25 protein-coding genes are annotated in these 21164 nt (G+C 53.0%); 10 read left to right on the top strand and 15 right to left on the bottom strand.

Annotated elements, in window-relative coordinates; genetic code table 11:
• Positions 1-7: 7 nt before the first annotated feature.
• From WC562_07885 to WC562_07845, 9 genes are all read right to left on the bottom strand, one after another.
• Complete coding sequence (locus WC562_07885; GenBank protein ID MFA5056073.1) at positions 8-427, bottom strand: DsrE/DsrF/DrsH-like family protein; 420 nt, start codon at positions 425-427, stop codon at positions 8-10.
• Positions 428-437: 10 nt separating this feature from the next.
• Positions 438-659, bottom strand: coding sequence for a sulfurtransferase TusA family protein (locus WC562_07880; GenBank protein ID MFA5056072.1), 222 nt, complete (start codon positions 657-659; stop codon positions 438-440).
• Positions 660-807: 148 nt separating this feature from the next.
• Positions 808-1209 (bottom strand): hypothetical protein, encoded by a 402-nt coding sequence (locus WC562_07875; GenBank protein MFA5056071.1) that lies wholly within the window; start codon positions 1207-1209, stop codon positions 808-810.
• 482 nt (positions 1210-1691) lie between these two features.
• Positions 1692-4118, bottom strand: a complete 2427-nt coding sequence (locus WC562_07870; protein ID MFA5056070.1) for a heavy metal translocating P-type ATPase — start codon at positions 4116-4118, stop codon at positions 1692-1694.
• A gap of 155 nt (positions 4119-4273) precedes the next feature.
• Entirely contained in the window at positions 4274-4693 is a 420-nt protein-coding gene (locus WC562_07865; GenBank protein MFA5056069.1) for a hypothetical protein, read from the bottom strand.
• Positions 4694-4736: 43 nt separating this feature from the next.
• Positions 4737-5195 (bottom strand): VOC family protein, encoded by a 459-nt coding sequence (locus WC562_07860; protein MFA5056068.1) that lies wholly within the window; start codon positions 5193-5195, stop codon positions 4737-4739.
• Between the two features lie 146 nt (positions 5196-5341).
• Positions 5342-6424 carry an ABC transporter permease gene (locus tag WC562_07855; protein MFA5056067.1) on the bottom strand — a complete coding sequence of 361 codons (1083 nt, stop codon included), beginning with the start codon at positions 6422-6424 and terminating at the stop codon, positions 5342-5344.
• Positions 6421-7338 carry an ABC transporter ATP-binding protein gene (locus WC562_07850; protein MFA5056066.1) on the bottom strand — a complete coding sequence of 306 codons (918 nt, stop codon included), beginning with the start codon at positions 7336-7338 and terminating at the stop codon, positions 6421-6423. The genes WC562_07855 and WC562_07850 overlap by 4 nt, the downstream gene beginning before the upstream one ends.
• Before the next feature lie 63 nt (positions 7339-7401).
• On the bottom strand, positions 7402-7614 hold the full coding sequence (locus tag WC562_07845; protein MFA5056065.1) for a hypothetical protein: 213 nt from the start codon (positions 7612-7614) through the stop codon (positions 7402-7404).
• Positions 7615-7798: 184 nt separating this feature from the next.
• On the opposite strand from WC562_07845, the gene WC562_07840 reads away from it, so the two are divergent.
• Together WC562_07840 and WC562_07835 are read left to right on the top strand one after the other, a co-directional pair.
• Positions 7799-8311, top strand: a complete 513-nt coding sequence (locus WC562_07840; protein ID MFA5056064.1) for a ComEA family DNA-binding protein — start codon at positions 7799-7801, stop codon at positions 8309-8311.
• 15 nt (positions 8312-8326) lie between these two features.
• Positions 8327-10735: a DNA internalization-related competence protein ComEC/Rec2 gene (locus WC562_07835; protein ID MFA5056063.1), complete on the top strand. Its 2409-nt coding sequence runs from the start codon at positions 8327-8329 to the stop codon at positions 10733-10735.
• 59 nt (positions 10736-10794) lie between these two features.
• On the opposite strand, the gene WC562_07830 is transcribed toward WC562_07835, so the two are convergent.
• From WC562_07830 to WC562_07815, 4 genes are all read right to left on the bottom strand, one after another.
• Positions 10795-11250, bottom strand: a complete 456-nt coding sequence (locus tag WC562_07830) for a hypothetical protein (protein MFA5056062.1) — start codon at positions 11248-11250, stop codon at positions 10795-10797.
• Between the two features lie 38 nt (positions 11251-11288).
• Complete coding sequence (locus WC562_07825) at positions 11289-11531, bottom strand: hypothetical protein (protein ID MFA5056061.1); 243 nt, start codon at positions 11529-11531, stop codon at positions 11289-11291.
• Positions 11532-11626: 95 nt separating this feature from the next.
• Positions 11627-12556: a carbohydrate kinase family protein gene (locus WC562_07820; protein MFA5056060.1), complete on the bottom strand. Its 930-nt coding sequence runs from the start codon at positions 12554-12556 to the stop codon at positions 11627-11629.
• A gap of 28 nt (positions 12557-12584) precedes the next feature.
• Entirely contained in the window at positions 12585-13145 is a 561-nt protein-coding gene (locus tag WC562_07815; GenBank protein MFA5056059.1) for an AAA family ATPase, read from the bottom strand.
• Between the two features lie 160 nt (positions 13146-13305).
• Here WC562_07815 and WC562_07810 point away from each other — a divergent pair, with 160 nt between their 5' ends.
• The 4 genes from WC562_07810 (at position 13306) to WC562_07795 (ending at position 16816) form a co-directional block, all read left to right on the top strand.
• Positions 13306-13845 (top strand): hydrolase, encoded by a 540-nt coding sequence (locus WC562_07810; protein ID MFA5056058.1) that lies wholly within the window; start codon positions 13306-13308, stop codon positions 13843-13845.
• A gap of 114 nt (positions 13846-13959) precedes the next feature.
• The gene (locus WC562_07805; GenBank protein ID MFA5056057.1) at positions 13960-14898 is read left to right on the top strand and encodes a radical SAM protein; all 939 of its coding nucleotides are present in this window, start codon (positions 13960-13962) and stop codon (positions 14896-14898) included.
• Positions 14899-15064: 166 nt separating this feature from the next.
• The gene (locus WC562_07800; GenBank protein MFA5056056.1) at positions 15065-16513 is read left to right on the top strand and encodes an NAD-dependent epimerase/dehydratase family protein; all 1449 of its coding nucleotides are present in this window, start codon (positions 15065-15067) and stop codon (positions 16511-16513) included.
• A gap of 90 nt (positions 16514-16603) precedes the next feature.
• Positions 16604-16816 carry a dodecin family protein gene (locus WC562_07795; GenBank protein MFA5056055.1) on the top strand — a complete coding sequence of 71 codons (213 nt, stop codon included), beginning with the start codon at positions 16604-16606 and terminating at the stop codon, positions 16814-16816.
• A gap of 204 nt (positions 16817-17020) precedes the next feature.
• Here the strand turns inward: WC562_07795 and WC562_07790 are convergent, their stop codons facing one another.
• Together WC562_07790 and WC562_07785 are read right to left on the bottom strand one after the other, a co-directional pair.
• Positions 17021-17509: a YfcE family phosphodiesterase gene (locus WC562_07790; protein MFA5056054.1), complete on the bottom strand. Its 489-nt coding sequence runs from the start codon at positions 17507-17509 to the stop codon at positions 17021-17023.
• Positions 17510-17532: 23 nt separating this feature from the next.
• Positions 17533-17814, bottom strand: a complete 282-nt coding sequence (locus WC562_07785) for a Smr/MutS family protein (GenBank protein ID MFA5056053.1) — start codon at positions 17812-17814, stop codon at positions 17533-17535.
• A gap of 211 nt (positions 17815-18025) precedes the next feature.
• Here WC562_07785 and WC562_07780 point away from each other — a divergent pair, with 211 nt between their 5' ends.
• The 4 genes from WC562_07780 to WC562_07765 all read left to right on the top strand — a co-directional run bounded on the left by WC562_07780 (position 18026) and on the right by WC562_07765 (position 21133).
• Positions 18026-18613 carry a hypothetical protein gene (locus WC562_07780; protein MFA5056052.1) on the top strand — a complete coding sequence of 196 codons (588 nt, stop codon included), beginning with the start codon at positions 18026-18028 and terminating at the stop codon, positions 18611-18613.
• Positions 18610-19170, top strand: a complete 561-nt coding sequence (locus WC562_07775) for a hypothetical protein (protein MFA5056051.1) — start codon at positions 18610-18612, stop codon at positions 19168-19170. Before WC562_07780 ends, WC562_07775 begins: the two co-directional genes overlap by 4 nt.
• A gap of 100 nt (positions 19171-19270) precedes the next feature.
• A complete protein-coding gene (locus WC562_07770) occupies positions 19271-20128 on the top strand; it encodes a hypothetical protein (GenBank protein MFA5056050.1) in 858 nt (285 codons plus the stop codon).
• A 165-nt stretch (positions 20129-20293) separates the two neighbouring features.
• Positions 20294-21133 (top strand): Dam family site-specific DNA-(adenine-N6)-methyltransferase, encoded by an 840-nt coding sequence (locus WC562_07765; protein ID MFA5056049.1) that lies wholly within the window; start codon positions 20294-20296, stop codon positions 21131-21133.
• Positions 21134-21164: the final 31 nt, after the last annotated feature.

Genomic DNA, 21164 nt, shown 5'->3' with positions numbered 1-21164 from the left:
CCTCCCGCTAAATAAACAGGGTTATTGTCGAATCTTTGGCCTCATCCAGATAAGTTCCCACGCCGCAGTAATCCGATATCAGGTCGTCGCGCAGATCCTCCCTCTTTACACCCATGATATCCATAGTCATATCGCAGGCCAGTATCTTGCCGCCAAGCTCCTTAAAATCCCCGGCCAGCCTCTCTAAAGACGCAACGTTAGCCTGTTTCATCTTCCTTTTAATCATCAATTTGCCTAATCCAAACATATGCATCTTGGATAAAGGCCCTTTTTCAAGCCCGCCTTTCTTGAGCCGCTGCAGCCCCCAGAAAGTAAAAAACATCGACACCTCCATACCCATGGCCAGCGCCCCGTTGCCTATAATGAACGCGCTATAGACCTTATCCATGTCGCCGCTATGAACTATAAGCGTAGCCTTATTAGACATGGCTTCCTCCTTACTTGCGTATCCTAATGCGCCAGAAACCTTCTTCATCCTTCAATTCGACCAGTTCCAGCCCCAAAGCCTTAACCGCCATCGGTATCTCTTTCTTCGAAGAAGGGTGAGTGCCTATTACCTCGACGATGTCGCCTTGCTGCGCTTTCCGCAGAGCCTTACGGGTTTCAACCAGTGGTACCGGGCATGTTTCTCCACGACAATCCACCTTAATCTCAGCCATATCTATACCTCCCCTTAATTTCTTCCTATAGATATGTCATCCTTATACTCCATCAATATTAATGCGAACGAACACCCGATATCTGTGATTTATGTCTCATATCGACCACGGAAGAGAACTATGAAACGTCTGCCGTCATTCACCGCTTCTATTTCTTAATCACATAGGTATGAGTATGACTTCCGAATAGACTATCAGTAACGGTGACCACGCCGCCATCCTTTAACGTTTGATAATCCTGCGGTGTGAGCATAATGTTATGCCTGTGCCCGTCGTCATAGGTGGTATTGATAGTTTTGTTCGCAGCCGGAGGGTTTTCGATATCAGCCCCGCTGATGGTAACATCATGGGTGTGCCCGGCATCGACCGATGAAGTTACAGTGATGTTCTCAATGATAATAGTGGCCGCCGGCGTGCTGGTTCCGCTGGGAATTGTAGCGGTCGGGGTTACGTTTCCTCCGTTGCTGCCGCCGTTACCGCATGCCGTAATCGCGAGCATTCCAACAAGCAATACTGCTGCCAACATGCCAAATAAAGGCTTCTGTAACATAGTGAAAACCTCCTCTTGATTTCTAACCCGGCCATCCCATGAACATGACGGCAAAGAATGCATGAACAACCACGGAGGGACATAATACATACCAGAGATAGCAGTGTTTTGCGAAGAAGCGCTTATAGAAGCGATACCTCATCAGTCTGCTGCCGATATTCGATCCGGAAACGCACCGGCATGACAATGTAATGAGGACAATAAGGAGAAAGTTAAGAATACCTAAAGCGAAGATTATTCGCGCCGCCGCCAATGAGTGGAAAAAATCCATATCTGCCTCCCAACGATTCGTCCAGTACTGCCATATTCGTTATTGTTCGAACAAGCTTACCGATGATCTACGAGACAGGTATATATACCAGGGTAGGCAACGATATTATCACAATAACATAAAGCCTGCAACAGACCGCGCTTACCACTTATTCCCGATCCGGCCTCATATTCCAAACCTCTTTATCAACCAGGCGATAAGCGCGACAGAATCACAGGCGATATCGCCTCATGCTCAGCGAATTCGTCACCACGCTAACCGAACTAAAGGCCATGGCCGCCCCCGCTATTATCGGATTTAGCAGAAATCCCGTGGACGGATACAGCGCTCCGGCGGCAATCGGTATCGCAACAACGTTGTAGAAGAAGGCCCAGAACAGGTTCTGCTTTATCTTGCGCATGGTATAGCAGCTTAGCTCCAGCGTTCGTACCACATCCCGAATATCATCCTTTACCAGAACTATGCCCCCAGACTCGATAGCGACGTCGGTGCCCGAGCCTATGGCAATGCCGACATCGGCCTGCACCAGCGCCGGCGCATCGTTCACCCCATCGCCCACCATCGCCACTTTGCCGCCACCCGACTGAAGTTTCTTTATCTCAGCGGCCTTATCCTTGGGCAATACCCCGGCCAGCACGCTGTCGATACCAAGCTGGCGAGCGATACTCTCCGCGCTGCGACGGTTGTCGCCTGAGATCATGACGACTTTCTTCCCCATCCGCTTCAGCCGCGCGACTGTCTCGGCAGCGAACTCCTTGGCCGTATCCGCAACCGCGATGACGCCGGCAACCTTGCCATCGATTCCTACAAGTACCACCGTCTTGCCCTGGCCTTCGAGATTCGCGACACCGTCCTCCGCCTTCGACACGTCGATGCCCCTCTCAGCAAACAGCCTGCTATTAGCCACGATGACGGATTTACCGTCGCATCTGGCCTCAACGCCCTTGCCCGATACGGATGAGAAGTCTGCAGCGTCAGTAATCGATATCTTCCTTTCGACAGCCGTAGCGACAATGGCATCGCCGATGTGATGCTCGGAGCGCCGCTCGACCGCCACGGCAAAGCCCAGTATCTCATCCTCGGAATACGCTTCCGACAACGTGATTATGTCTGTAACCTCCGGCTTGCCCCGCGTCAGCGTGCCCGTCTTGTCGAAGACTACGGTATCAACCTTGCAAGCCGTCTCCAGCGTAGCCGCATCCTTGATAAGTATGCCGTTCTCCGCCCCCTTGCCCGTGCCCACGATCACCGCCGTAGGCGTGGCCAGACCCAGCGCGCAGGGGCAGGCGACGATGATGACCGCGATGAAAGCCTTCAAAGCGAAAGATAAGTCGTAGCCGGAGAGATACCAGGCCAGGAAAGTGACCACTCCGATAGCGAGAACGATTGGCACAAAGTATGCGGATACCCTGTCCGCCAGCCGCTGCACGGGGGCTTTGCTGCCCTGCGCCTCCTCAACAAGTCTGATTATCTGCGCCAGCGCCGTGTCAGCGCCGACCCTGGTAGCTTTGAACTTGAGCCATCCGCCCTTGTTTATCGTGCCTGCGATAACCTCGCCGCCGACAGCTTTATCGACTGGGATGCTCTCGCCGGTAAGAAGCGATTGGTCGATCGAGGAATTGCCCTCTTCGATTATCCCATCCACCGGCACCGCGCTTCCCGGCTTCAATACGACCTCGTCACCGACGACGACCGATTCGACAGCTACCTCGACCTCCCTGCCATCACGAACCACCAGCGCAGTCTTGGGCCGCAGTTCCAACAGCTTGCGGATGGATGCCGAGGTGCGCCCCTTGGCCGCTGCTTCAAGATACCTCCCCAGAAGTATAAAAAAGATGAGCAGCCCGGCCACCTCGAAATACAGGCTGTTCATGCCGTAGTTAGCGTTGCCGCTCCAGATCAGGATCGATATCGCCAGGCTGTACAGAAAAGCCGTGCCGGTGCCCAGCGCCACCAGCGTATCCATGTTTGCGCGGCGGTTCCTCACCACCGTACCGATTCCGACTGTGTAGAACTGATAGCCCGCCGCGACGATTGGAACCGTGAGCGCGAGTTGTATTGCAGCCATCGCCTTATCGCTGAGCGGCGGCAAAGGCAGGCCGATGTGATGTCCCATGGCGAAATAGAGCAGCGGAACAGCGAAGACGGCGGATACGATGAGCTTGATCTTTAAAACGTCGATGTCACGCTTTCGGGCATCCTTCTCGAGATCGGCGGCGTCCTCTTTGATCCCCCAAGCCTTTTCTTTCTTAACGACGCTGTAGCCTGCATTGGCTACGGCCCGCTCCAGGTCGCTCACCGCCACCTTCGACGGGTCGTACTCCACATACGCCTTCTCCGTGGCGAAGTTGACCGCCGCCTTAGATACGCCGTCGACTTTATTTAGAGAGCCCTCCAGATTCACAGCGCATGAGGCGCAATGCATCCCTGCGATATCGAGCGTTGTTTTTTCCGATTGAGATTCCCCGCCGGTATTGGACGACGGAACTTCATCGGAAAGCGTTTTCGCTTCGCCTTTTCTTTTGAGGAACTCTTCGCGGCAATGCGGATGGCAGAAGTAATACTTCCGTCCTTCGTATTCCAGGCTGAGGCCGGTCTTCTCGTCTACTTCCATGCCGCATATCGGGTCTTTAGCCATCCGTCACTCCCCCTTCCGACATCTACAAAGAGAGTGTAACTTCAATTAATCGACTGCGTAAGCGACTTATATCGCAAAATAGAGGAGAATAAACTAATACGGTTAATATGAACTGTTATGCGATACAGCTATAAACAATTTAGAGGTGCTACCGACTACATTAACCACTGAGTCAAGTCCTTACGGGAATCGGTGTTAATCCTATCAAAGGGGTTGGCCTCAGTATCCTTCGTTCCGCAGTACAGGCAAGCGCCACGGCTCTGCGACATCGTCCTGCCGCACGACGGGCATTTCTTAATAGAGGTCTTCATTTTGCCATCCAGCGTCCCGTCCCTGAGGTCTATCTCATTCACCTTGTTAATCAGGTATTCGTCATTGAGTCCTCGCGACTCAGCGATAATCTCCCACAGAGCACGGGTAATGAGTACAAGCTTATCAATCGTTTGACGCAGTTCATCGATATCCCCTTTTAAGCCTGAAGCCTTCCTGCCCGCCGAGTCCGCGAGAACTCGAACTTCCAGGTCCGGCTGTCTCTCAACCTCACCCCCCAAAAGGGACCAAAAGTAATTGTCCATAGTATGCTCCTCGAATTATTTCGATTACCACATAGTCTGATCACTAGCCCACAACCACCTGCATCAACTCCACCTGCACGCCGTTGGGATCCAGCACGTACCGCATATCCGCGTGCGCGCCGCCGTAAGCCTCAAGGTCGCTGCCGAAGCTCCACACCGGGCTCCTGAATTTGTATCCTATCTTCGCCAGGCTCTCCTCCGCTTCCTTGAGGTCGGGTACCATGAATGCGACTTCCACAATGCCGACGGATGTGAAATCCTTATACTCCTCAGGCCGCTCCCTCACTGCCGGATTAATCCACCCCAGCAATTCGATCATATTTCCCGCAGCGTCGGCGAGAAGCACCATCCGCAGTTTTCCGTCCTTCACCAGCAGCGAAGCATCCACATCCGGCCCGGATATCACTTCGTCCTGAAAGATATTGAGACCTATGCCATCGCGATAGAACTTGAGCGACTCGTCCATATCCCTAACGGCGATTGCGACATGATGCAGCGGCATAATCGATACCTCCATATTGTTTCGATTCGATTAGGGAATTCTAAAGTGGAGCGTTTCGATTGTCAACCGAAATCGGAACCCGTAGGGGCGAGCCCCCGTGCTCGCCCTTCACCGTAGACATTGCAAAGCGACACGCTTACCGCCGATCATTCCCATTTGAAGAAGCGTACCGCCAATATCAGGCAGACAACGAACCAGCCGCCGAGCACGGCCAGATTGACCATATGCGAGTGCAAAGGAGCGGACTCTACCATGACCTGCCGCAGGGAATCGCCGAGATATGTGAGAGGCATGGCATCCATGATCGGGCGCATGAAACCGGGCATCATCTCCAGCGGGAAGAATATCCCTGAGAGGAACATCATGGGAAACTGCACGATCATGATCAGCGGCATAAGCGTCTGCTCATTCCTGGCAAAGGCCGAGAGCATATATCCCATGGCAAGAAATGTTAACGTCCCCAGGAAGATGAACCCGGCCAGATAGAACCAGTTGCCCAGCATCGGCACATCGAACACGAGTCTGGCGATGACTATGATAAGGGCTCCCTGTATCACCGCCACGATCAAATTGAATGCTACAGTGCTTGTGATCATTGTCGAGCGCCTCAGCGGAGTAGCGCCGAGCCTTTTAAGCACCTTATTCTCCCTGTCGACCACGATGGGCGCGACGGCGAACAGGCCCAGTTGCATGAGAGCCATGGCCAGGATGCCCGGAACCAGGTAGTCTATAGCCCGCAGGTTGCGCGATTGCAGCGTCTCCTCATTAAGATGGATCAGCGGCGCGGTGCCGGACAATGCGCGGTCGAAGTTATCTATCACCTTTTGGATTATCGGCAGCAGTATCTGCACGGAACTGGTCTGCGTAGGATCGTAATAGACATCTATATCTGTAGCCTGACCTTGAACTATGCTATCGCCGAAGCCGTCATTGACGATTATCACCGCCCGCCTGTCGCCGTCCTTCAGCGCGGCCATCTCCGCGTCCCTCTCGCCTGAGGTCAATGCGAAAGCGGGTATCTGACCGAGCGCCACCGACAGATTCTGCGCTATCGGTGATTCATCCTCCAACACCAGGCCGACATCAAATGTAATATCATCGCTGCCGCTGAATACGGCGCCGAAGATTAGTATGAAGAATATAGGGAAAATAAATGTCCAGAAGAGGGCCGCCCGCTCCCTGACGAACTGCTTGGCGTTTGCCGCAAGGAGAACCCTGAACGTCTTCATTCCCGGATTCTCCTCCCTGTAAGCTTGAGGAAAACATCTTCGAGCGTGGCCCGGCGCACGTAGAGATTGGTCAGCTCGAAGCCTCTCTGTTTTGCCATGTCCAGCAGCGCCGCAACGGAAACAGGCACCGCATTCGAGTACACGGTCACCTTGCCGTTCTCCTGTACTACATTCGTGACCCCGGCCACCGCCCTTAGATCCTCATCATCGAGCTTCCGGCCCACCTCGAACTCTATGGCTTCCTCCTGGAAATGCTGCAATACCAGCTTATCCGGCGCGTCGGTGGCGATTATCTTGCCGTGATCCACAATCGCCACGCGGTCGCAGAGACGCTGCGCCTCCTCCATATAGTGAGTGGTGATGAAAACGGACTTCCCTTTGCCGCGCACGTATTCGATGATGCCCCAGATGTTGTGACGCGACTGAGGGTCGAGGCCGGATGTCGGCTCGTCGAGGAAAATGACCCTGGGATTGTTTACAAGAGCAAGAGCTATCGATAGCCGCTGCTGCTGGCCGCCGGATAGAGTTTTGCACCGCTTTTTCCTGCAATCCTCCAGATCGACCAGCTTGATGAGCTTATTTATCGACGCCGATTTTGGATAGAAGCTGGCGAAAAGCGCCATCACTTCGCCTACTGTCAGCCTGGGATATAACGACGTTGTCTGGAGCTGCACTCCGATATTGCTCTTCACCTGACGCGGATTCTTCCTTACATCGATGCCGAGCACTGAAACTCGGCCCGAATCGGCTTTCCTGATGCCCTCGACGATCTCCATCGTAGTGGTCTTGCCCGCGCCGTTGGGGCCCAGCATGCCGAATATCTCGCCCTCATAGACCCTGAAGCTGATATCATTAACAGCCTTCACGTCCTTGTAGGACTTGCGCAGATGGTCTACTTTAACAACTGTTTTCATAAGAAGCGAATACCTAGCAACAACTAAAATACATCGACTTGCCGGGTAAGACAACCAAAGCTTCTACTCGTCCGGTGTGCGTTTTACCTTGTTCCACTGGATGTAGAATCCTATCGCGGCTATGGTGAAGGCAAGGGCCATAGCCGCGCTCAGTCCGATGCCCACGCCGTCGTTCAAACGGGAAACGTACAGCCCGAAATCCACCCACGAAATTATGGCCCCTATACCCAGACATACCGTCGCCAGCAGCCAGCCGCTCGCTTTATTAGACTTCAATTGGCTTCCCCCTCAAAGTGCTCGATTCTAAATAATATCACAAAGACGACGCGTAATGGCAAGGCCTGCTTAGAAAAACGTTGACACTACAAATATAATCCCCTATGATTTAAATATATTAGAGCATAAGGTCATTTAATATTTACCCTTATGAATTTAATAATTTTTGTTTTCAGGGAGAAAATTGAAACGGCCCCATAGCGACAAAACCATCATCATATTCGTCCTCACTATAATCATCGCAGGCGGGATTGCGACGCTTTTCCAACTCCACCCCTGGGCCGGAGAGCCGTTAGAGATCATCCTCCCCGAGGTAAAAGCCCCGATATCGGATGCAACGGAAATATATATCGACGGTGCCGTAATTAATCCTGGATGGTATCCGATCTATAAAGATTCGGCGATAAACGATGTTATAAAACTGGCCGGCGGCCTGGTCGATGGGGCGGACGGCAACGCGATAAAACTTTACATCCCGAATATCGAGGAGCCTGCCAGCCCGCAATTCATAAGCATAAACCGGGCGGACGCCTGGCTGCTCGACGCCCTGCCCGGCATCGGCCCGACAGCGGCTCAGAAAATCGTCGACTATCGCGAAGCTAACGGCCCATTCGTCACTATTTACGAGCTTATGCTGGTGCCCGGCATAGGAGAATCGTCTTTTGACAAAATAAAAGACCTCATTACGGTAGAATAGCGGAATGAGACGGTTATGAATCTCGTCTATATCAGTCTCGCGTTCGTTCTCGGCATATATTTCGGCTCCCACTTTTATCTCCCGCCCGGCAATGGTTTAATCATCATCGCGGCGCTTCCTCTCATAGCAGTCATCTTACAAATCGTCAAACGAATCTTTCATATGCGCAGACTGGGGCTGTTCGCCGTCCTGGTAACATGCATCGTCGCCTTCATGTTCGGCGCTGTCAGATTCGCGGCGGAGCCGTCAGGCGACGACCTCCTGCGATATGCGGGAAGCGAAGATGTATCCGTCACCGGCGTAATCGTCGAGGAACCGGAGGCCACGAACTCGTCGGTGAAGCTAATCGTCTCTGTTAGAGAAATAGACGGGGAAGCGGCGTCCGGCACCCTGCTTGTCCGCACCGCCAGATACCCCACGCTGGAATACGGCGACCTGCTGAGCATAACCGGCGACCTTGAACTGCCGGAGGATGACCTCGAAGGCTTCGACTACCGCGCTTATCTCAAGCGTCAGGGCATATACACTACGATGTTCTATCCCAAGGTAGAGCTCGTGTCCCAGGGGCAGGGACCGCAGCCGTGGCAATCGTTATACTCGTTCAGACACAGGCTGGGCCAGGCGCTGAGCCAGTCCCTGCCCGAACCGGAGGGCTCAATGGCGCGCGCCATTATACTCGGCCTGCGCCATGACATCCCGCCCTCCATCTACCAGGACTTCCAGCTTTCCGGGACGGCGCACCTGCTGGCCATCTCGGGGCTGCACATGTCAATCATCGCTGGCATCGTCCTCAGCGCGTGCGTTCGCCTGTTCGGCAGGCACAGGCCGACATATTTCATCGCCACGCTGGGCGTGCTTTGGCTCTACTCCATACTGGCAGGCATGTCGCCCTCGGTGCTGCGCGCCGCGATCATGATCAGTATTTATCTGCTGGGAACGCACCTGGGACGACAGCGCAGCGGCCTGACCGCGGTGACGTTCGCCGCGGCTATAATGGTGGCCGTCGACCCGGACATACTCTGGCAGGTAGGCTTCCAGCTCAGCTTCGGCGCCGTGCTCGGTCTGATATTGATAGCGCCCCCGCTCCAGGACCTGCTCTCGCGGACGCGGGGGCCGCGCCTGCTCGTGGACAGCTTCGCCTACAGCCTGGGAGCCATAGCCGCCACGCTGCCGCTGGTGGCGTATTACTTCGGCTACGTCTCACTATGGAGCCTGTTCGCCACTTTCTTCGCCACGCTGGCCCTGCCCGCCATCATCATTGTGACAGCGCTCGTTGCCTTCATCGGATTGTTCTGGCTTCCCGCCGCCCGCGTCATCGGCTGGGTCGACTGGCTGCTGCTCAAGTACACCGTCGTGGTTGTGCAGGGCTTCGCCGCGATACCGCACGCCGCCGTTGAAATATCCCAGGTCAAAGCCTGGCTGATATGGACATACTACGGAGCAACCGCCGCGGTAATGTGGCTGGGAGCCAAGATCAAACGCCGACTTCATATCGAACCATCCGACCAGGACATGATGGTGATAGACCTTTCTCTCCCTACGCCTGCGAAATGGTGCATCGGCGCGCTGTCGATAGTCGCTATACTCGCCTGGACCGCAGTCTTAACCGCGCCCGACACCGGCAAAATTCAGGTGACATTTATCGACGTCGGTCAAGGCGATTCGATGCTGATAAAAAGCCCGTCGAATCAGTACATACTCGTCGACGGCGGGGCCATACCGGAGAAGATATGTGTCGCGCTGGGCGAGACGCTGCCTTTCTGGGAGAATTCCATCGATATGGTGGTCATGACGCACCCGCACGACGACCATGCCAACGGACTCGTCGAGGTGGTGAAACGCTACGAAATTGGACGCGCATTGCTGCCGATAGACATTGCACAGGAATACAAATCCGGCGGCTATTTGCCGGGTTCGCAGGAACTTATGGAAACGCTCGAAAGCAGGGGCGTCGAATGCGTCAGGGCGCGGGCGGGTCAGATAATCGATATCGGCGGCGGGGCAACTATTGAGGTGCTCAACCCGCAGGCAGTTCACTACGAGGGCACCGACTCCGACGTCGACAACAACGGCGTTGTGCTGCGCGCGGCGATGGGAGAGATAAGCTTCCTGCTGGCCGCCGACCTCTACTGGGACGGCGAGCTGCGCATGGTCTGCAACCGGGCTACGCTGGACAGCACCGTGCTCAAGGCCTGCCACCACGGCTCCAAATCCTCCTCGCGCCCCTACTGGCTGGACGCCGTCTCGCCGCAGGCTGCCGTCGTATCCGTCGGCACCGATAACCAGTACGGCCACCCCAACGCAAGCGTCATCGAACGTCTGAGCGACGCCGCGGGCGGCGAGCTTGTATTCCTGACGTCCGAACGCGGCACGATAACCTTCACTACCGACGGGGAGCGGCTGTGGGTGGAGGCGGAGCGATAAAAAAAGCCCCGCGCGGTTTACGCGAGGCTTACCGGTGATTACATTGAGAGAATCCGCTGCTAGTAATCGGAGACCGCGGACGGGCTCCACTGCCGCGCCCATTCCTCCACATTGCCGGTGTCTTCTGAAACTACAATAACAGCCTGTATATTCTGCGATTCGTCTATCTTTGTAAGCATGCCGGACGAAGCACAAACGGCCAGAACGATAAGCGGATCGCCGGAATCGTTGAAGCTATCAGTCGTCTCTAAAGAAAACCCGACGCCGCACGGCAGTATAACGTCCCTGCCCTCCCGCAGGTCTTCTATGATCTCCCGGCTGTTGTACCTGCGCAGGAAAACAGCCAGGCTTGATTCATCGTCGATATTTTGTTTGGTCGGGACCAGCAAGACGGCATTGACGGGATTGCCGGAATTCCTGCACAGCTTATCGAACATAGAAAACCCCACGCGGAACTTCTTGACATCCTCCGTAACGTTGTCGGCAACGATATATCTCTCAGTCTGCTTGCTCATATACGTCCCTCCCGTTTAAATACAAGTTTACGAATCATTTATTTATCGACGAGGCCGGCGACTTTAGCGCTGATAAGTATCGTATTGCCGCACTGAGTGCAGATCACCGGCACCACGGGGATATTGGGGCTCCCCACCACCAGGCGGTCGTCGCCGTACGGCACAAGCTGGAAAACAGCCGCCTGGATCCTCCAGTCGCCGCCGCCGCACATCTGGCATGTCCTGCCCTTCCAATGCTCCTTGAGATACCTGACGAATTCCGTCGTATTTACCTTCTGCATATGCATCTCCTCCGTAAACTCGCCCGTGTGTCCCATGATATCACATAAATAAACCGCGGACACACATCGACTTTGCCAAAAAATATGCGCCGGGCTCAGGAACAGCTTTCCAGCCGCTTCTGAAACTCCTCCGGCGTGAAACTGTAGCTCTGCGTGCCGTAACACTCGACGGCGAACGAAGCGCACGCGCTGCCCATCCTGGCGCTCTTCTCTACATCCATGCCGCGCAAAAGGCCGCACAGGAAACCGCTGCGGTAGGCATCGCCGGCGCCAGTCGGATCCACTACCTGCTTTGGCCCGGCGGCGGGAATCCTCACCTCGCCGTCCGGCGTGTAGACCCGCGAACCCAGCTCGCCCATGGTTACGATAACGGCTCCGGCCTTCTCCCGCAGGTCGCCTTCGTCCATTCCGGTCTTGTTCATAAACAAATCTATCTCATAGTCATTGCAGATTAGCGCCCTGCAGCCGTCTACAACCTCAACCAGATCCTTAGCATCCAGCACCGGCAGCGACTGTCCCGGGTCGAATATGTAATCGATGCCTTTCTTCTTACAGGCGCGCGGGTAATTCACCATATCGAGGAGATTCCCCGGCGAGACAATGAGCATCGTCTTCGCAGCATCGAGCCGGTCGAAATCAAGAGATGAAGAGCACTTCATGGCGCCCGGATTGAATCCCGTTATCTGGTTGTCGGCCTTATCGGTGGTGATGTAAGCCCCGGCGGTGAATTCGGCATCGACAATCTTTATGTTACCGGTCGATATGCCGTTCTTTTGCAGCCAGTCGAAGTAATGCTGGTAATCGCTGCCGATGGCCGCGGAGATTATCGGATTCTCACCCATCATCTTGAGCCCGTACGCGATATTGCCCGCCGTGCCGCCGAACTTCTCCTGCATGCCGTTAACCTGGAAACACACATTTATCGAGTGTATCTTATCGGGGAGTATGTGATCCGCGAAATTCCCGGGGAAGTCCATAATCCTGTCATACGCCAGCGAACCCGAGACAATAATTTGTTTCTTCATAGGCCTCCAAAATTTTCAAACTGGTCGATTATGAAATCAGACCTTTCTTCTGTACCAATTCGTCGATCGAACCGTGTAAATCCTCAAGCGAACCGTCGTTGCTGAGCGAGTAATCCGCATCGGCCTCCGCTTTTGAGACGCCGAAAATCTCTTCTTCCGCCTTATCCTGCTTCAAAAAATCATCATAGGCCTTGGCGTCACGGCCCTCGCCGCGCTTAACCATGCGATCGAAGCGCACGCGCGCATCGCTGACGTACACATCGATCAGAACGAAATCTTTGCCCAGTTCGCCGCGCAGAATATCGACATCTTTAGGAGAGCGCACGCCGCTGATTCCGCCAACCTTCCAGCCGTTCTCACGTATCTTATCCACGACCATGCGCACGAAGCAGCCCTCGCCGCGCTCCTTGAAATACCTGTCCGATATCGCCTGCAGGTTCGGGCGCGTCGGCTCCTTCCCCTCCCCGGCAGCGATCCCCCTCACGATATCGCCGGTCGACAGGAAAGGCACGTCGTATTTATCGCGCAGATATTTAAGCACCTCGTCCTTGCCCGAACCGTTCTTGCCGATGACCCCGATGACTTTCATAGACCGATATTACTTCTACATGTGATGTAGAATAGTTTAGCAGGAATTGAGCAAATTGCCAAAATCGCTGCGACGTTGACAACCCGAGCCTGAGGGCTCTACCATAAACGTAGACGACTTTGCAACGGTTTAAATCGACGCAAACAAGGAGTTACCATAAATGCTTAATATCGATAAAACCGCTCTGGTCATCATCGACGTGCAGGAAAAGCTCTCCCGCGTCATGCATGAGAAAGAGAAACTGTTCGATAATCTGCAAAAACTCATTAAGGGAATAAATCTCTTGGACATACCGATAGTCGTCACAGAACAGAACCCCAACGGGCTCGGCCCGACGGTGCCCGACATCGCGCCGCTTCTCAGTGACGTCAAACCGATAACCAAGTTCAGCTTCAGCTGCTGCGGCGAGGAAGGGTTCATTCGCGAGGTCGACAAGCTAAATAGAAAGCAGATACTGCTCGCCGGTATCGAGACGCATGTTTGCGTATACCAGACGGCCGTCGATCTGCTCGCAGCGGGATACGAGGTGCATGTCGTGGTCGACTGCGTATCTTCGAGGACGATTGAGAACAAGAACCTGGCGCTCGACAAAATGAAGAGCGAAGGCGCAAGGCTCACCGGCGTCGAGATCGTATTATTCGAACTGCTGAGAACGGCCAAACATCCAAAGTTCAAAGAGATGTCGCAAATCGTAAAGTAGCCTTTATAGAAAAGAGGTGCAGGATTCCTCCTGCCGGGAGGTTGGGGGTGTCCCCCAATCCTAAATATCCCCCAAGAATGGGGGATACAGGGGGTTGATCAATTAAGAGAACTTATGAATACCAAATTCCAGCGCCCGGACATATTCCGCCCGCCCAGCGAGCGCAACGACTATTTCCTGCCCCTGACCAGGGGCTGTTCCAACAACACCTGCGGCTTCTGCGGTTCCTACGGAACCAAGCTCCAGATGAGAGAACTCGACGAGGTCAAGAAGGAGATAGACGCGCTCGCCTTATACCTGAAGACCGGCACGATACTTCCAGACATGCCGAGGATCATGTACGCCGTGGCCCGCCAGTGGGACGGGAAGCGCGTGTTCCTGCAAGACGCGGACGCGCTGATATATCCATTCCCCAAGCTCAAAGAGGTCCTGCAACACCTGAACGAGAAGCTGCCCTTCGTACAGAGGGTAGCTTCTTACGCAACGCCCAAAGACATACTGATAAAAGACGTCGATCAGCTTAGAGAACTGAAGGAGTTGAAACTGGGCATATTGTACGTCGGCATCGAGAGCGGGGACGACGATATACTCAAGCACATACAGAAAGGCGTCGACCACGCTCAGATGGTGGAGGCCGGACGCATCGCCAAGGAAGCCGGCATAACCTTATCGCTCACCGTGATACTGGGGCTCGGTGGCGTGGAGGGCAGCGAGAAGCACACCCTCGAGACGGCAAGGATATTGAACGAGATCGATCCGGAATACGCCGGCGCGCTTACGCTGACGCTGGTGCCCGGCACGCCGCTGTATGACGAATGGCAGCGCGGCGAGTTTCACCCCATCGACCCCTTCCAGTCCCTGGAGGAACTCAGGCTAATGGTACAGAATCTCGATCTCAGCGACTGCTTCTTCAGCTCGATGCACGCCTCCAACTACCTGCCGATCAGGGGCCGATTGCCCGGAGATAAAAACAAGCTGTTAAAACAGCTGGAATCGGCCCTGTCGAAGCGCGATCCGTCGACGCTTCGCCCCGAGTATCTGAGAGGACTGTAGCTCTCCAAGCGTCGACCGGGGCTCGCATGGTTGACATGATAATCGTCGATTGAACGATTCATCATCAATGTCCCTGAAAAATGTCACAACGTCTTGACACCTGCCTGGCATAAATGTCAAAATAGCTCATTCACATCAAATTTTCCGCTTTTTTAAGGAGGAAGCCTTGTCGAAACAGACCGTACTTCTGACCGGCGCATCGGGCTCCATGGGCGGTGAGGCCTTCAAAGAGCTTCTGAGGAGAAAGAACAAATACGATATCCGTATCTTGCTCCGGCCTTCCAGCGTTAACAAAAAGAATTTCTCTCAATATGAGGGGCAGGAAGGCGTCACCATAATATGGGGCGACCTCAGCAAGCCGGAAGATGTATTAAAAGCGGTTACCGGAGTGGACAATGTTCTCCATCCGGCGGCATACATCTCCCCGGCCGCGGACCACAATCCTAAACAGGCCAAGAAGTCCAACTACGAGAGCGCCCTCAACCTTATAGCGGCCATCAAACAGCAGCCGAACGGCGGAGATAACATACGGCTTGTGACCATAGGCACCGTTGCCGAATACGGAGACAGACTTCCTCCCACGCACTGGGTCAAGGTGGGCGACCCGCTGAAGCCCAGCGTGGGCGACTACTACGCCATAACCAAGATGGCCGCGGAACGGGCTTACATAGAATCCGGCCTGAAATACTGGGTTTCCATGCGCCAGACCTTCATCACCATTCCTAATATATTCTCTCTGATGGACCCAATCATGTTCCATCAGCCGCCGCAGACCCATATCGAGATGATAACCGCCGAGGACGCGGGATACGGATTGGTGCAGACCCTTGAATGCCCCGACGACTTCTACGGAAGAGTTTACAACATGGGCGGCGGGCCGTCATGCCGGTTCCTGTACAGCGACTATCTGGACAGATTCTTTAAGATATTCCACCTTAACAACTACCAGAAATTTATGGATCTCAACTGGTTCGGGGCCAGGAACTTCCACTGCTGCTGGTACATGGACAGCTATATCCTTAACAGCTATCTCGGTCACTGGCGGCATTCCACCGAGGACCAGATAAAGCAAGTTGAGGGAACGATCCCCTCGATCCTGAAGGCAGCCTCCAACCTAGCGTTTCTGGCTCCTCCCTTCATCGTCAAAGCCTTTATGAAAAAGTACGCGGACCCGCTGCACTGGATACAAAATAACGACGAAGAGAAGATCAAGGCCTTCTTCGGCAGCCGCGAGGCATGGGAGAAGATCGGCGGGTGGGAGACCTACAAACCGGAACGCGACACCCGCGACCTGCGCGTGGAAAAGGACCCGCTCACCAAGGAATATTCACTGCAGGAGATGCAGGCGCTGGCCAAATCAAGGGGCGGGGAATGCCTCTCCCAGGAATACAAAGACATAAAGACCAAGCTGAAGTGGAAATGCGCTTTCGGGCACACATGGGAAGCGACGCCGAGGCTGCATCTCACCGGACACTGGTGCCCGGAATGCGTGCCGCCGCCGTGGCACTACGACGAGCTGGCCAAGGCCGATACTGCGCTAGCCGATATTTATTACTTCAACCACGATAAGAACGAATCACAGCGTGTCGATTATCTGTACTGTCCCAACGAGTAGTATAGAAACTTAACAAAGAGGTCTATACAGTTGACAATACACCGATGTCGGTGTATAAGTTTAATCCTATATTACTATAAGGAGGGGATCATGCCAGATAGCGTCTACAAAGTCATCACGCTGGTTGGAACCAGCACCGTATCATGGGAGAAGGCCGCCGCGAACGCGGTTGAGAAAGCGGCCAAAACCCTGCGCGATCTGAGAATTGCCGAGATCAAAGAGCTCGATTTGCAGATCGAAGGCGGCAAAGTGCGCGCATATCGCGCCAAGGTTAACGTTTCCTTCAAATACGAAGGCAAATAGTATACTAATACTGTTTAGGCCTGTAACTTTGAAGCGAAGCGGCTGCATTCCACTCCCGGTCTGCTCAGCAAAGCAGTGAGTAAGACTACATTTGATTTGTGTAAATTTTCTGCTTGTTTCCCGAACCGGGTAACAGAAGGGGTAGCAACACGATGCTACCCCTTTCTACTTATTGGTCGACTGGTATCGACATTTGACCGCTAATCAAAACGAAACTATTTCTATTTCAAATCCCTTATCGCCGACGATCACAATGCCCGCAGTGGCCTTCGCCATGTCGTCCGCGTACGCCTGCCCGGGATTTACGAATGTGACCCCGTCCCGCGTTTCGCAGCATGCATCGTGAGTGTGCCCGTACAATACGAGCTCGACGCCGTGGAACTCCTTGGCGATCGCCTCCTCGATCCCGACGGACGCGCCGCCCCAGTGAGGATGTATCACGCCTATCCTCTTATCCTTCACCACAAAAGCCGTCTTGGCCGACAACGTCCGGCGGATGTCCATCGAGTCCATATTGCCGTATACCCCCACGAAGCGCTTCGACGCTTCGCGTAACTCCTGCAGAAACGACAATTCCGTATAATCGCCGCAGTGAACCACGACATCGGCTTTCCCGATCTCATCCAGTAAAGCCTTGGGCAAAGCGCTGAGGCTCTTGGTATGTGTGTCGGATATAGCCAGAATTCTGGTCACTTTAGACAAACCTCGTTAATCGATTAATACTTTACCATCTCCACTATGGTGGCCCCACCCCCGCCCTCCTCGATATGCGCCAGACGGAACGACTCGACCAGCGGATGATTATTAAGCATCTCGCGCACCGCCAGGCGCAGCGTGCCCGTCCCCTTGCCGTGGATGACCCTCACCTGCACCAGCCCCGTCATATAAGCGTCGTTGAGATACCTGTCAAGGCGAAACAACGCCTCGTCTGCGATGAGACCGTGGAGGTCTATCTCGTCGCTGCAGGGCTCCCTCGGCGTGCGATTATAGCTTTTCATTACGAGCCTATTATATTCCCACTGCGGCTCAGTTGCCAGCAAGAGCAACGTTTCCCACAACTGAACGCCTTGACAGATACGAGTATAGCGGCTAGACTTTATGTACTCTATAAGGTCTTACTGCTTGACCTAATCGGATTAAGAAAATGAATCGGATGCAAGATATCAGCGTTCACTCAACAGCAATGCATCCGACAAAGGAATACGAGTGATGCTTATTTATTTACTAAGCTGTATCTTAGCAACTCTCGTTGTGGTTTTCCTCCTCCACAAGATAGGCATTAGCGAACGCTACATCATTTTCGCCGGCTTTGCGGTATTCGGCCTGTTCGCGGGCACGTTTTCAGGACTCGTAGAACATAGAGAAGGGCTGATGATCTCCAATTTCATCGGCGTGTGTTTAGGAGACGAGGTCTCCAGTTATGCAATCAATCATCTAGGCGACCCGTATTCTCCCCAGGCTCACTACACCATCCCCTGGGTCTTTCGGGTCCCGCAAGTATATCTCTTTGCTTCACTTGTCTCCTATAGTATTATCGGGCTGATAATCCAGGCAGCGTACAATATATTCAAGAAACCAGCCGCATTTACAAGGCACCGCGTCGCCATAATCACCGTAATCGCATTCATCGTTTGCATCGGGATAGCAACCGGAGCTGTCTACGCTACTCAAAGCGAATATGAAAGAAATAGAACTGTAAGCCCATGCGCATATCCGGATGTGGAAATAGGTTCGGGCAGCCCCGCTGAATCCGCATGGAATATGCCGGATGAATGTGTTGCGAAGGATTTGTCATGAGACGCCTTGGGAAGCTCAGTATTCATACGACACGGCGATATAAGAACGACGATGTCCATTCGCCGTCCAAATATGAGATAAAAGGTAAACGCATCGTTGGCGCGTCGCCGATTCTCCTGCCTGACATTTGCGTGAAGTGCGGAAGCGAAGAGAAGCACGGAAAAAGAGTGAATGAGACCCTATATTATGGCAATCCTCTGTGGTGGTTGCTGATATTTTTCTTCAATGTGTTAGCTGTGGTATTCATTTACCTAATCCTTAGAAAGAGAGCCAACGTTAGTTACTTCCTTTGCGATAAATGCCGGACGCAGCTGGATAAGCGTAAGAACATCAATTGCGCGGTCTGGCTCGTGGTAATCGCTGCTTTTGTTGCGGCTGTGGTGCTGGGAGAAATAATCTCGTGGCTATTTGTGTATATACTTTGTGTGAGCGGGATAATCACATGGGCCATATCCAGATATCCGATTGACGTTGAGGCATACGAAAACGGGAAATTCTATTTAAGGGGATTCAGCCGGAGTTATATCGATAAGGTTCGATATTTAGCAGGCATGTAGGGCGCCTCTTATCGCCTCTCACATTTTTACTCCTCGACAAATGCGATGATATACTCTATCCTACCTGAATCGCCCCTGAGTTCGAAACGAGGTAGCAGCAATGAATAGGGAACATACACTGGCCGTCTTTGAAAACTTCAAGATTCGGCGTGTCTTCGATGAGAAATCGGAGACTTGGTATTTTTCAGTGGTGGATATCGTCGCGGCGCTGATTCAGCAAAGGGATTTTCAGGCTGCGAGAAATTACTGGAAAGTGCTCAAAAATCGGCTTAAGAAAGAAGGAAGTGAGTCGGTTACAAAATGTAACCGACTGAAACTGCTCGCGGCAGATGGAAAGTCATATCTCACCGATGTGGCTGATCCTGAAACACTTCTGCGCATTATCCAGTCCGTTCCCAGTCCGAGGGCCGAACCGATAAAGCTTTGGCTGGCCAAAGTCGGCTACGAACGCATTCAGGACATGAGCGATCCGGCCCGCTCGCTCGACCGCGCCCGAGAATACTGGAAACAGCACGGCCGCAGCGAAAAATGGATACAGCAGCGGATGATGGGGCAGGAAACCCGCAACAAGTTGACCGACTACTGGAAAGATCATGATGTTAAAGGCGAGGGCGAATTCGCCATTTTAACCAATATCATCCATCAGGAATGGAGCGAAGTTTCTGTCAAGCAGCACAAGGAGATCAAGGGGCTGAAAACCCAAAATCTTCGCGACCACATGAACGAGGCCGAGCTGATCTTCACCGCGCTGGCGGAGATGTCCACCCGTCAGATCGCCGAAAGCGTGGAGGCAACCGGCATGGACGAAAATGCGGAGGCTGGGAAGAAAGGCGGCGGAATCGCGAAAAAGGCGCGGCGCGAACTTGAACAGAAAACAGGCAGACGGGTGGTGACAGGCGAAAATTTCCTGCCGCCGGCTGCGTCGCGAAAGAAGCTGAAGGAGCCTGACGATAAATAGGGACCCCAGCCCCCCTCCCCGCGTTTGCCACCCCCAGCCTGCGCTGACAGCGAAGTGCGTTGACATGCATACACTATTTGATTACACTTGAACCACTTACTCGGAGTATCTCGCTTGACCCGATGAGATAGTAAGCGCGAATACTCATTGAGATTGAAGAGAGTTATGCAGTTAAGTAATCAAAATAAGAGTGAATTAGAGCCGTTTTTGAGTTGGGCTGGTGGAAAGAGATGGCTTGTTAAGAATGGGATTCAAATAGCCCCGTCTAGCTACAAAAGATACATAGAGCCTTTCCTGGGCGGGGCTGCTGTTTTCTTTTCATTACCAGAAGTACCGCATATTATCTCTGATTTGAATCCAGAACTTATAAATTGTTATAACGCTATTAAAGATGATTTCAGAAAAGTAGAAAAGCTTCTTCGATTACATCAGAAAAAACATTGCGACAATTACTATTATCAAGTTAGAGAGTCACAGCCACGGGAAAGATTCATTAAAGCAGCTAGATTTCTTTATCTGAATCGTACTTGCTGGAATGGGCTATATCGTGTGAATCTCCACGGAAAATTTAACGTGCCTAGAGGCACAAAAAACAAGGTTCTCCTAGATACAGATAATTTTGAAAATATTGCCAAGCGGCTTAGTAAGGGCATGATACTGTGTCAAGATTTTGAGAAAACGCTATCGCTTTCAGGTAAGGGTGACTTTGTTTTTATTGATCCCCCATATACAGTTAATCATAATTCCAATGGATTCTTAGAATACAATGAAAAGATATTTAGTTGGGCAGATCAAGAGAGGTTAAAGGACGCAATAACTTCTGCCGTTGGTAGGGGGGCTATGATTACAATGACAAACGCCGATCATCATTCTATTCATAAGCTATATGCAGGAATGTATAAGATCGAAAAAATTGAGCGCAGCAGTGTAATTGCAGGCAAATCTAGTCATAGGGGAGTCACTAGCGAGGTCCTGATTCGAATTGGTTGGGATACTGTTTGTTAAGAAATATATCTAGAACATAAATGAATAAGGA

This window comes from Dehalococcoidia bacterium, from assembly GCA_041649635.1.
Classification (GTDB): Bacteria; Chloroflexota; Dehalococcoidia; order E44-bin15; family E44-bin15; genus JAYEHL01.
The sequence above is the reverse complement of the archived record's forward strand: the minus strand, read 5'-3'. Positions and strand labels throughout refer to the sequence as shown.

Excerpts from the sequence above, each read along its gene's own strand:
- WC562_07885 (MFA5056073.1), bottom strand. The coding sequence starts at position 427 with ATGTCTAATAAGGCTACGCTTATAGTTCATAGCGGCGACATGGATAAG.
- WC562_07880 (MFA5056072.1), bottom strand. The coding sequence starts at position 659 with ATGGCTGAGATTAAGGTGGATTGTCGTGGAGAAACATGCCCGGTACCA.
- WC562_07875 (MFA5056071.1), bottom strand. The coding sequence starts at position 1,209 with ATGTTACAGAAGCCTTTATTTGGCATGTTGGCAGCAGTATTGCTTGTT.
- WC562_07870 (MFA5056070.1), bottom strand. The coding sequence starts at position 4,118 with ATGGCTAAAGACCCGATATGCGGCATGGAAGTAGACGAGAAGACCGGC.
- WC562_07865 (MFA5056069.1), bottom strand. The coding sequence starts at position 4,693 with ATGGACAATTACTTTTGGTCCCTTTTGGGGGGTGAGGTTGAGAGACAG.
- WC562_07860 (MFA5056068.1), bottom strand. The coding sequence starts at position 5,195 with ATGCCGCTGCATCATGTCGCAATCGCCGTTAGGGATATGGACGAGTCG.
- WC562_07855 (MFA5056067.1), bottom strand. The coding sequence starts at position 6,424 with ATGAAGACGTTCAGGGTTCTCCTTGCGGCAAACGCCAAGCAGTTCGTC.
- WC562_07850 (MFA5056066.1), bottom strand. The coding sequence starts at position 7,338 with ATGAAAACAGTTGTTAAAGTAGACCATCTGCGCAAGTCCTACAAGGAC.
- WC562_07835 (MFA5056063.1), top strand. The coding sequence starts at position 8,327 with ATGAATCTCGTCTATATCAGTCTCGCGTTCGTTCTCGGCATATATTTC.
- WC562_07830 (MFA5056062.1), bottom strand. The coding sequence starts at position 11,250 with ATGAGCAAGCAGACTGAGAGATATATCGTTGCCGACAACGTTACGGAG.
- WC562_07825 (MFA5056061.1), bottom strand. The coding sequence starts at position 11,531 with ATGCAGAAGGTAAATACGACGGAATTCGTCAGGTATCTCAAGGAGCAT.
- WC562_07820 (MFA5056060.1), bottom strand. The coding sequence starts at position 12,556 with ATGAAGAAACAAATTATTGTCTCGGGTTCGCTGGCGTATGACAGGATT.
- WC562_07815 (MFA5056059.1), bottom strand. The coding sequence starts at position 13,145 with ATGAAAGTCATCGGGGTCATCGGCAAGAACGGTTCGGGCAAGGACGAG.
- WC562_07810 (MFA5056058.1), top strand. The coding sequence starts at position 13,306 with ATGCTTAATATCGATAAAACCGCTCTGGTCATCATCGACGTGCAGGAA.
- WC562_07805 (MFA5056057.1), top strand. The coding sequence starts at position 13,960 with ATGAATACCAAATTCCAGCGCCCGGACATATTCCGCCCGCCCAGCGAG.
- WC562_07795 (MFA5056055.1), top strand. The coding sequence starts at position 16,604 with ATGCCAGATAGCGTCTACAAAGTCATCACGCTGGTTGGAACCAGCACC.
- WC562_07785 (MFA5056053.1), bottom strand. The coding sequence starts at position 17,814 with ATGAAAAGCTATAATCGCACGCCGAGGGAGCCCTGCAGCGACGAGATA.
- WC562_07780 (MFA5056052.1), top strand. The coding sequence starts at position 18,026 with ATGCTTATTTATTTACTAAGCTGTATCTTAGCAACTCTCGTTGTGGTT.
- WC562_07775 (MFA5056051.1), top strand. The coding sequence starts at position 18,610 with ATGAGACGCCTTGGGAAGCTCAGTATTCATACGACACGGCGATATAAG.
- WC562_07770 (MFA5056050.1), top strand. The coding sequence starts at position 19,271 with ATGAATAGGGAACATACACTGGCCGTCTTTGAAAACTTCAAGATTCGG.
- WC562_07765 (MFA5056049.1), top strand. The coding sequence starts at position 20,294 with ATGCAGTTAAGTAATCAAAATAAGAGTGAATTAGAGCCGTTTTTGAGT.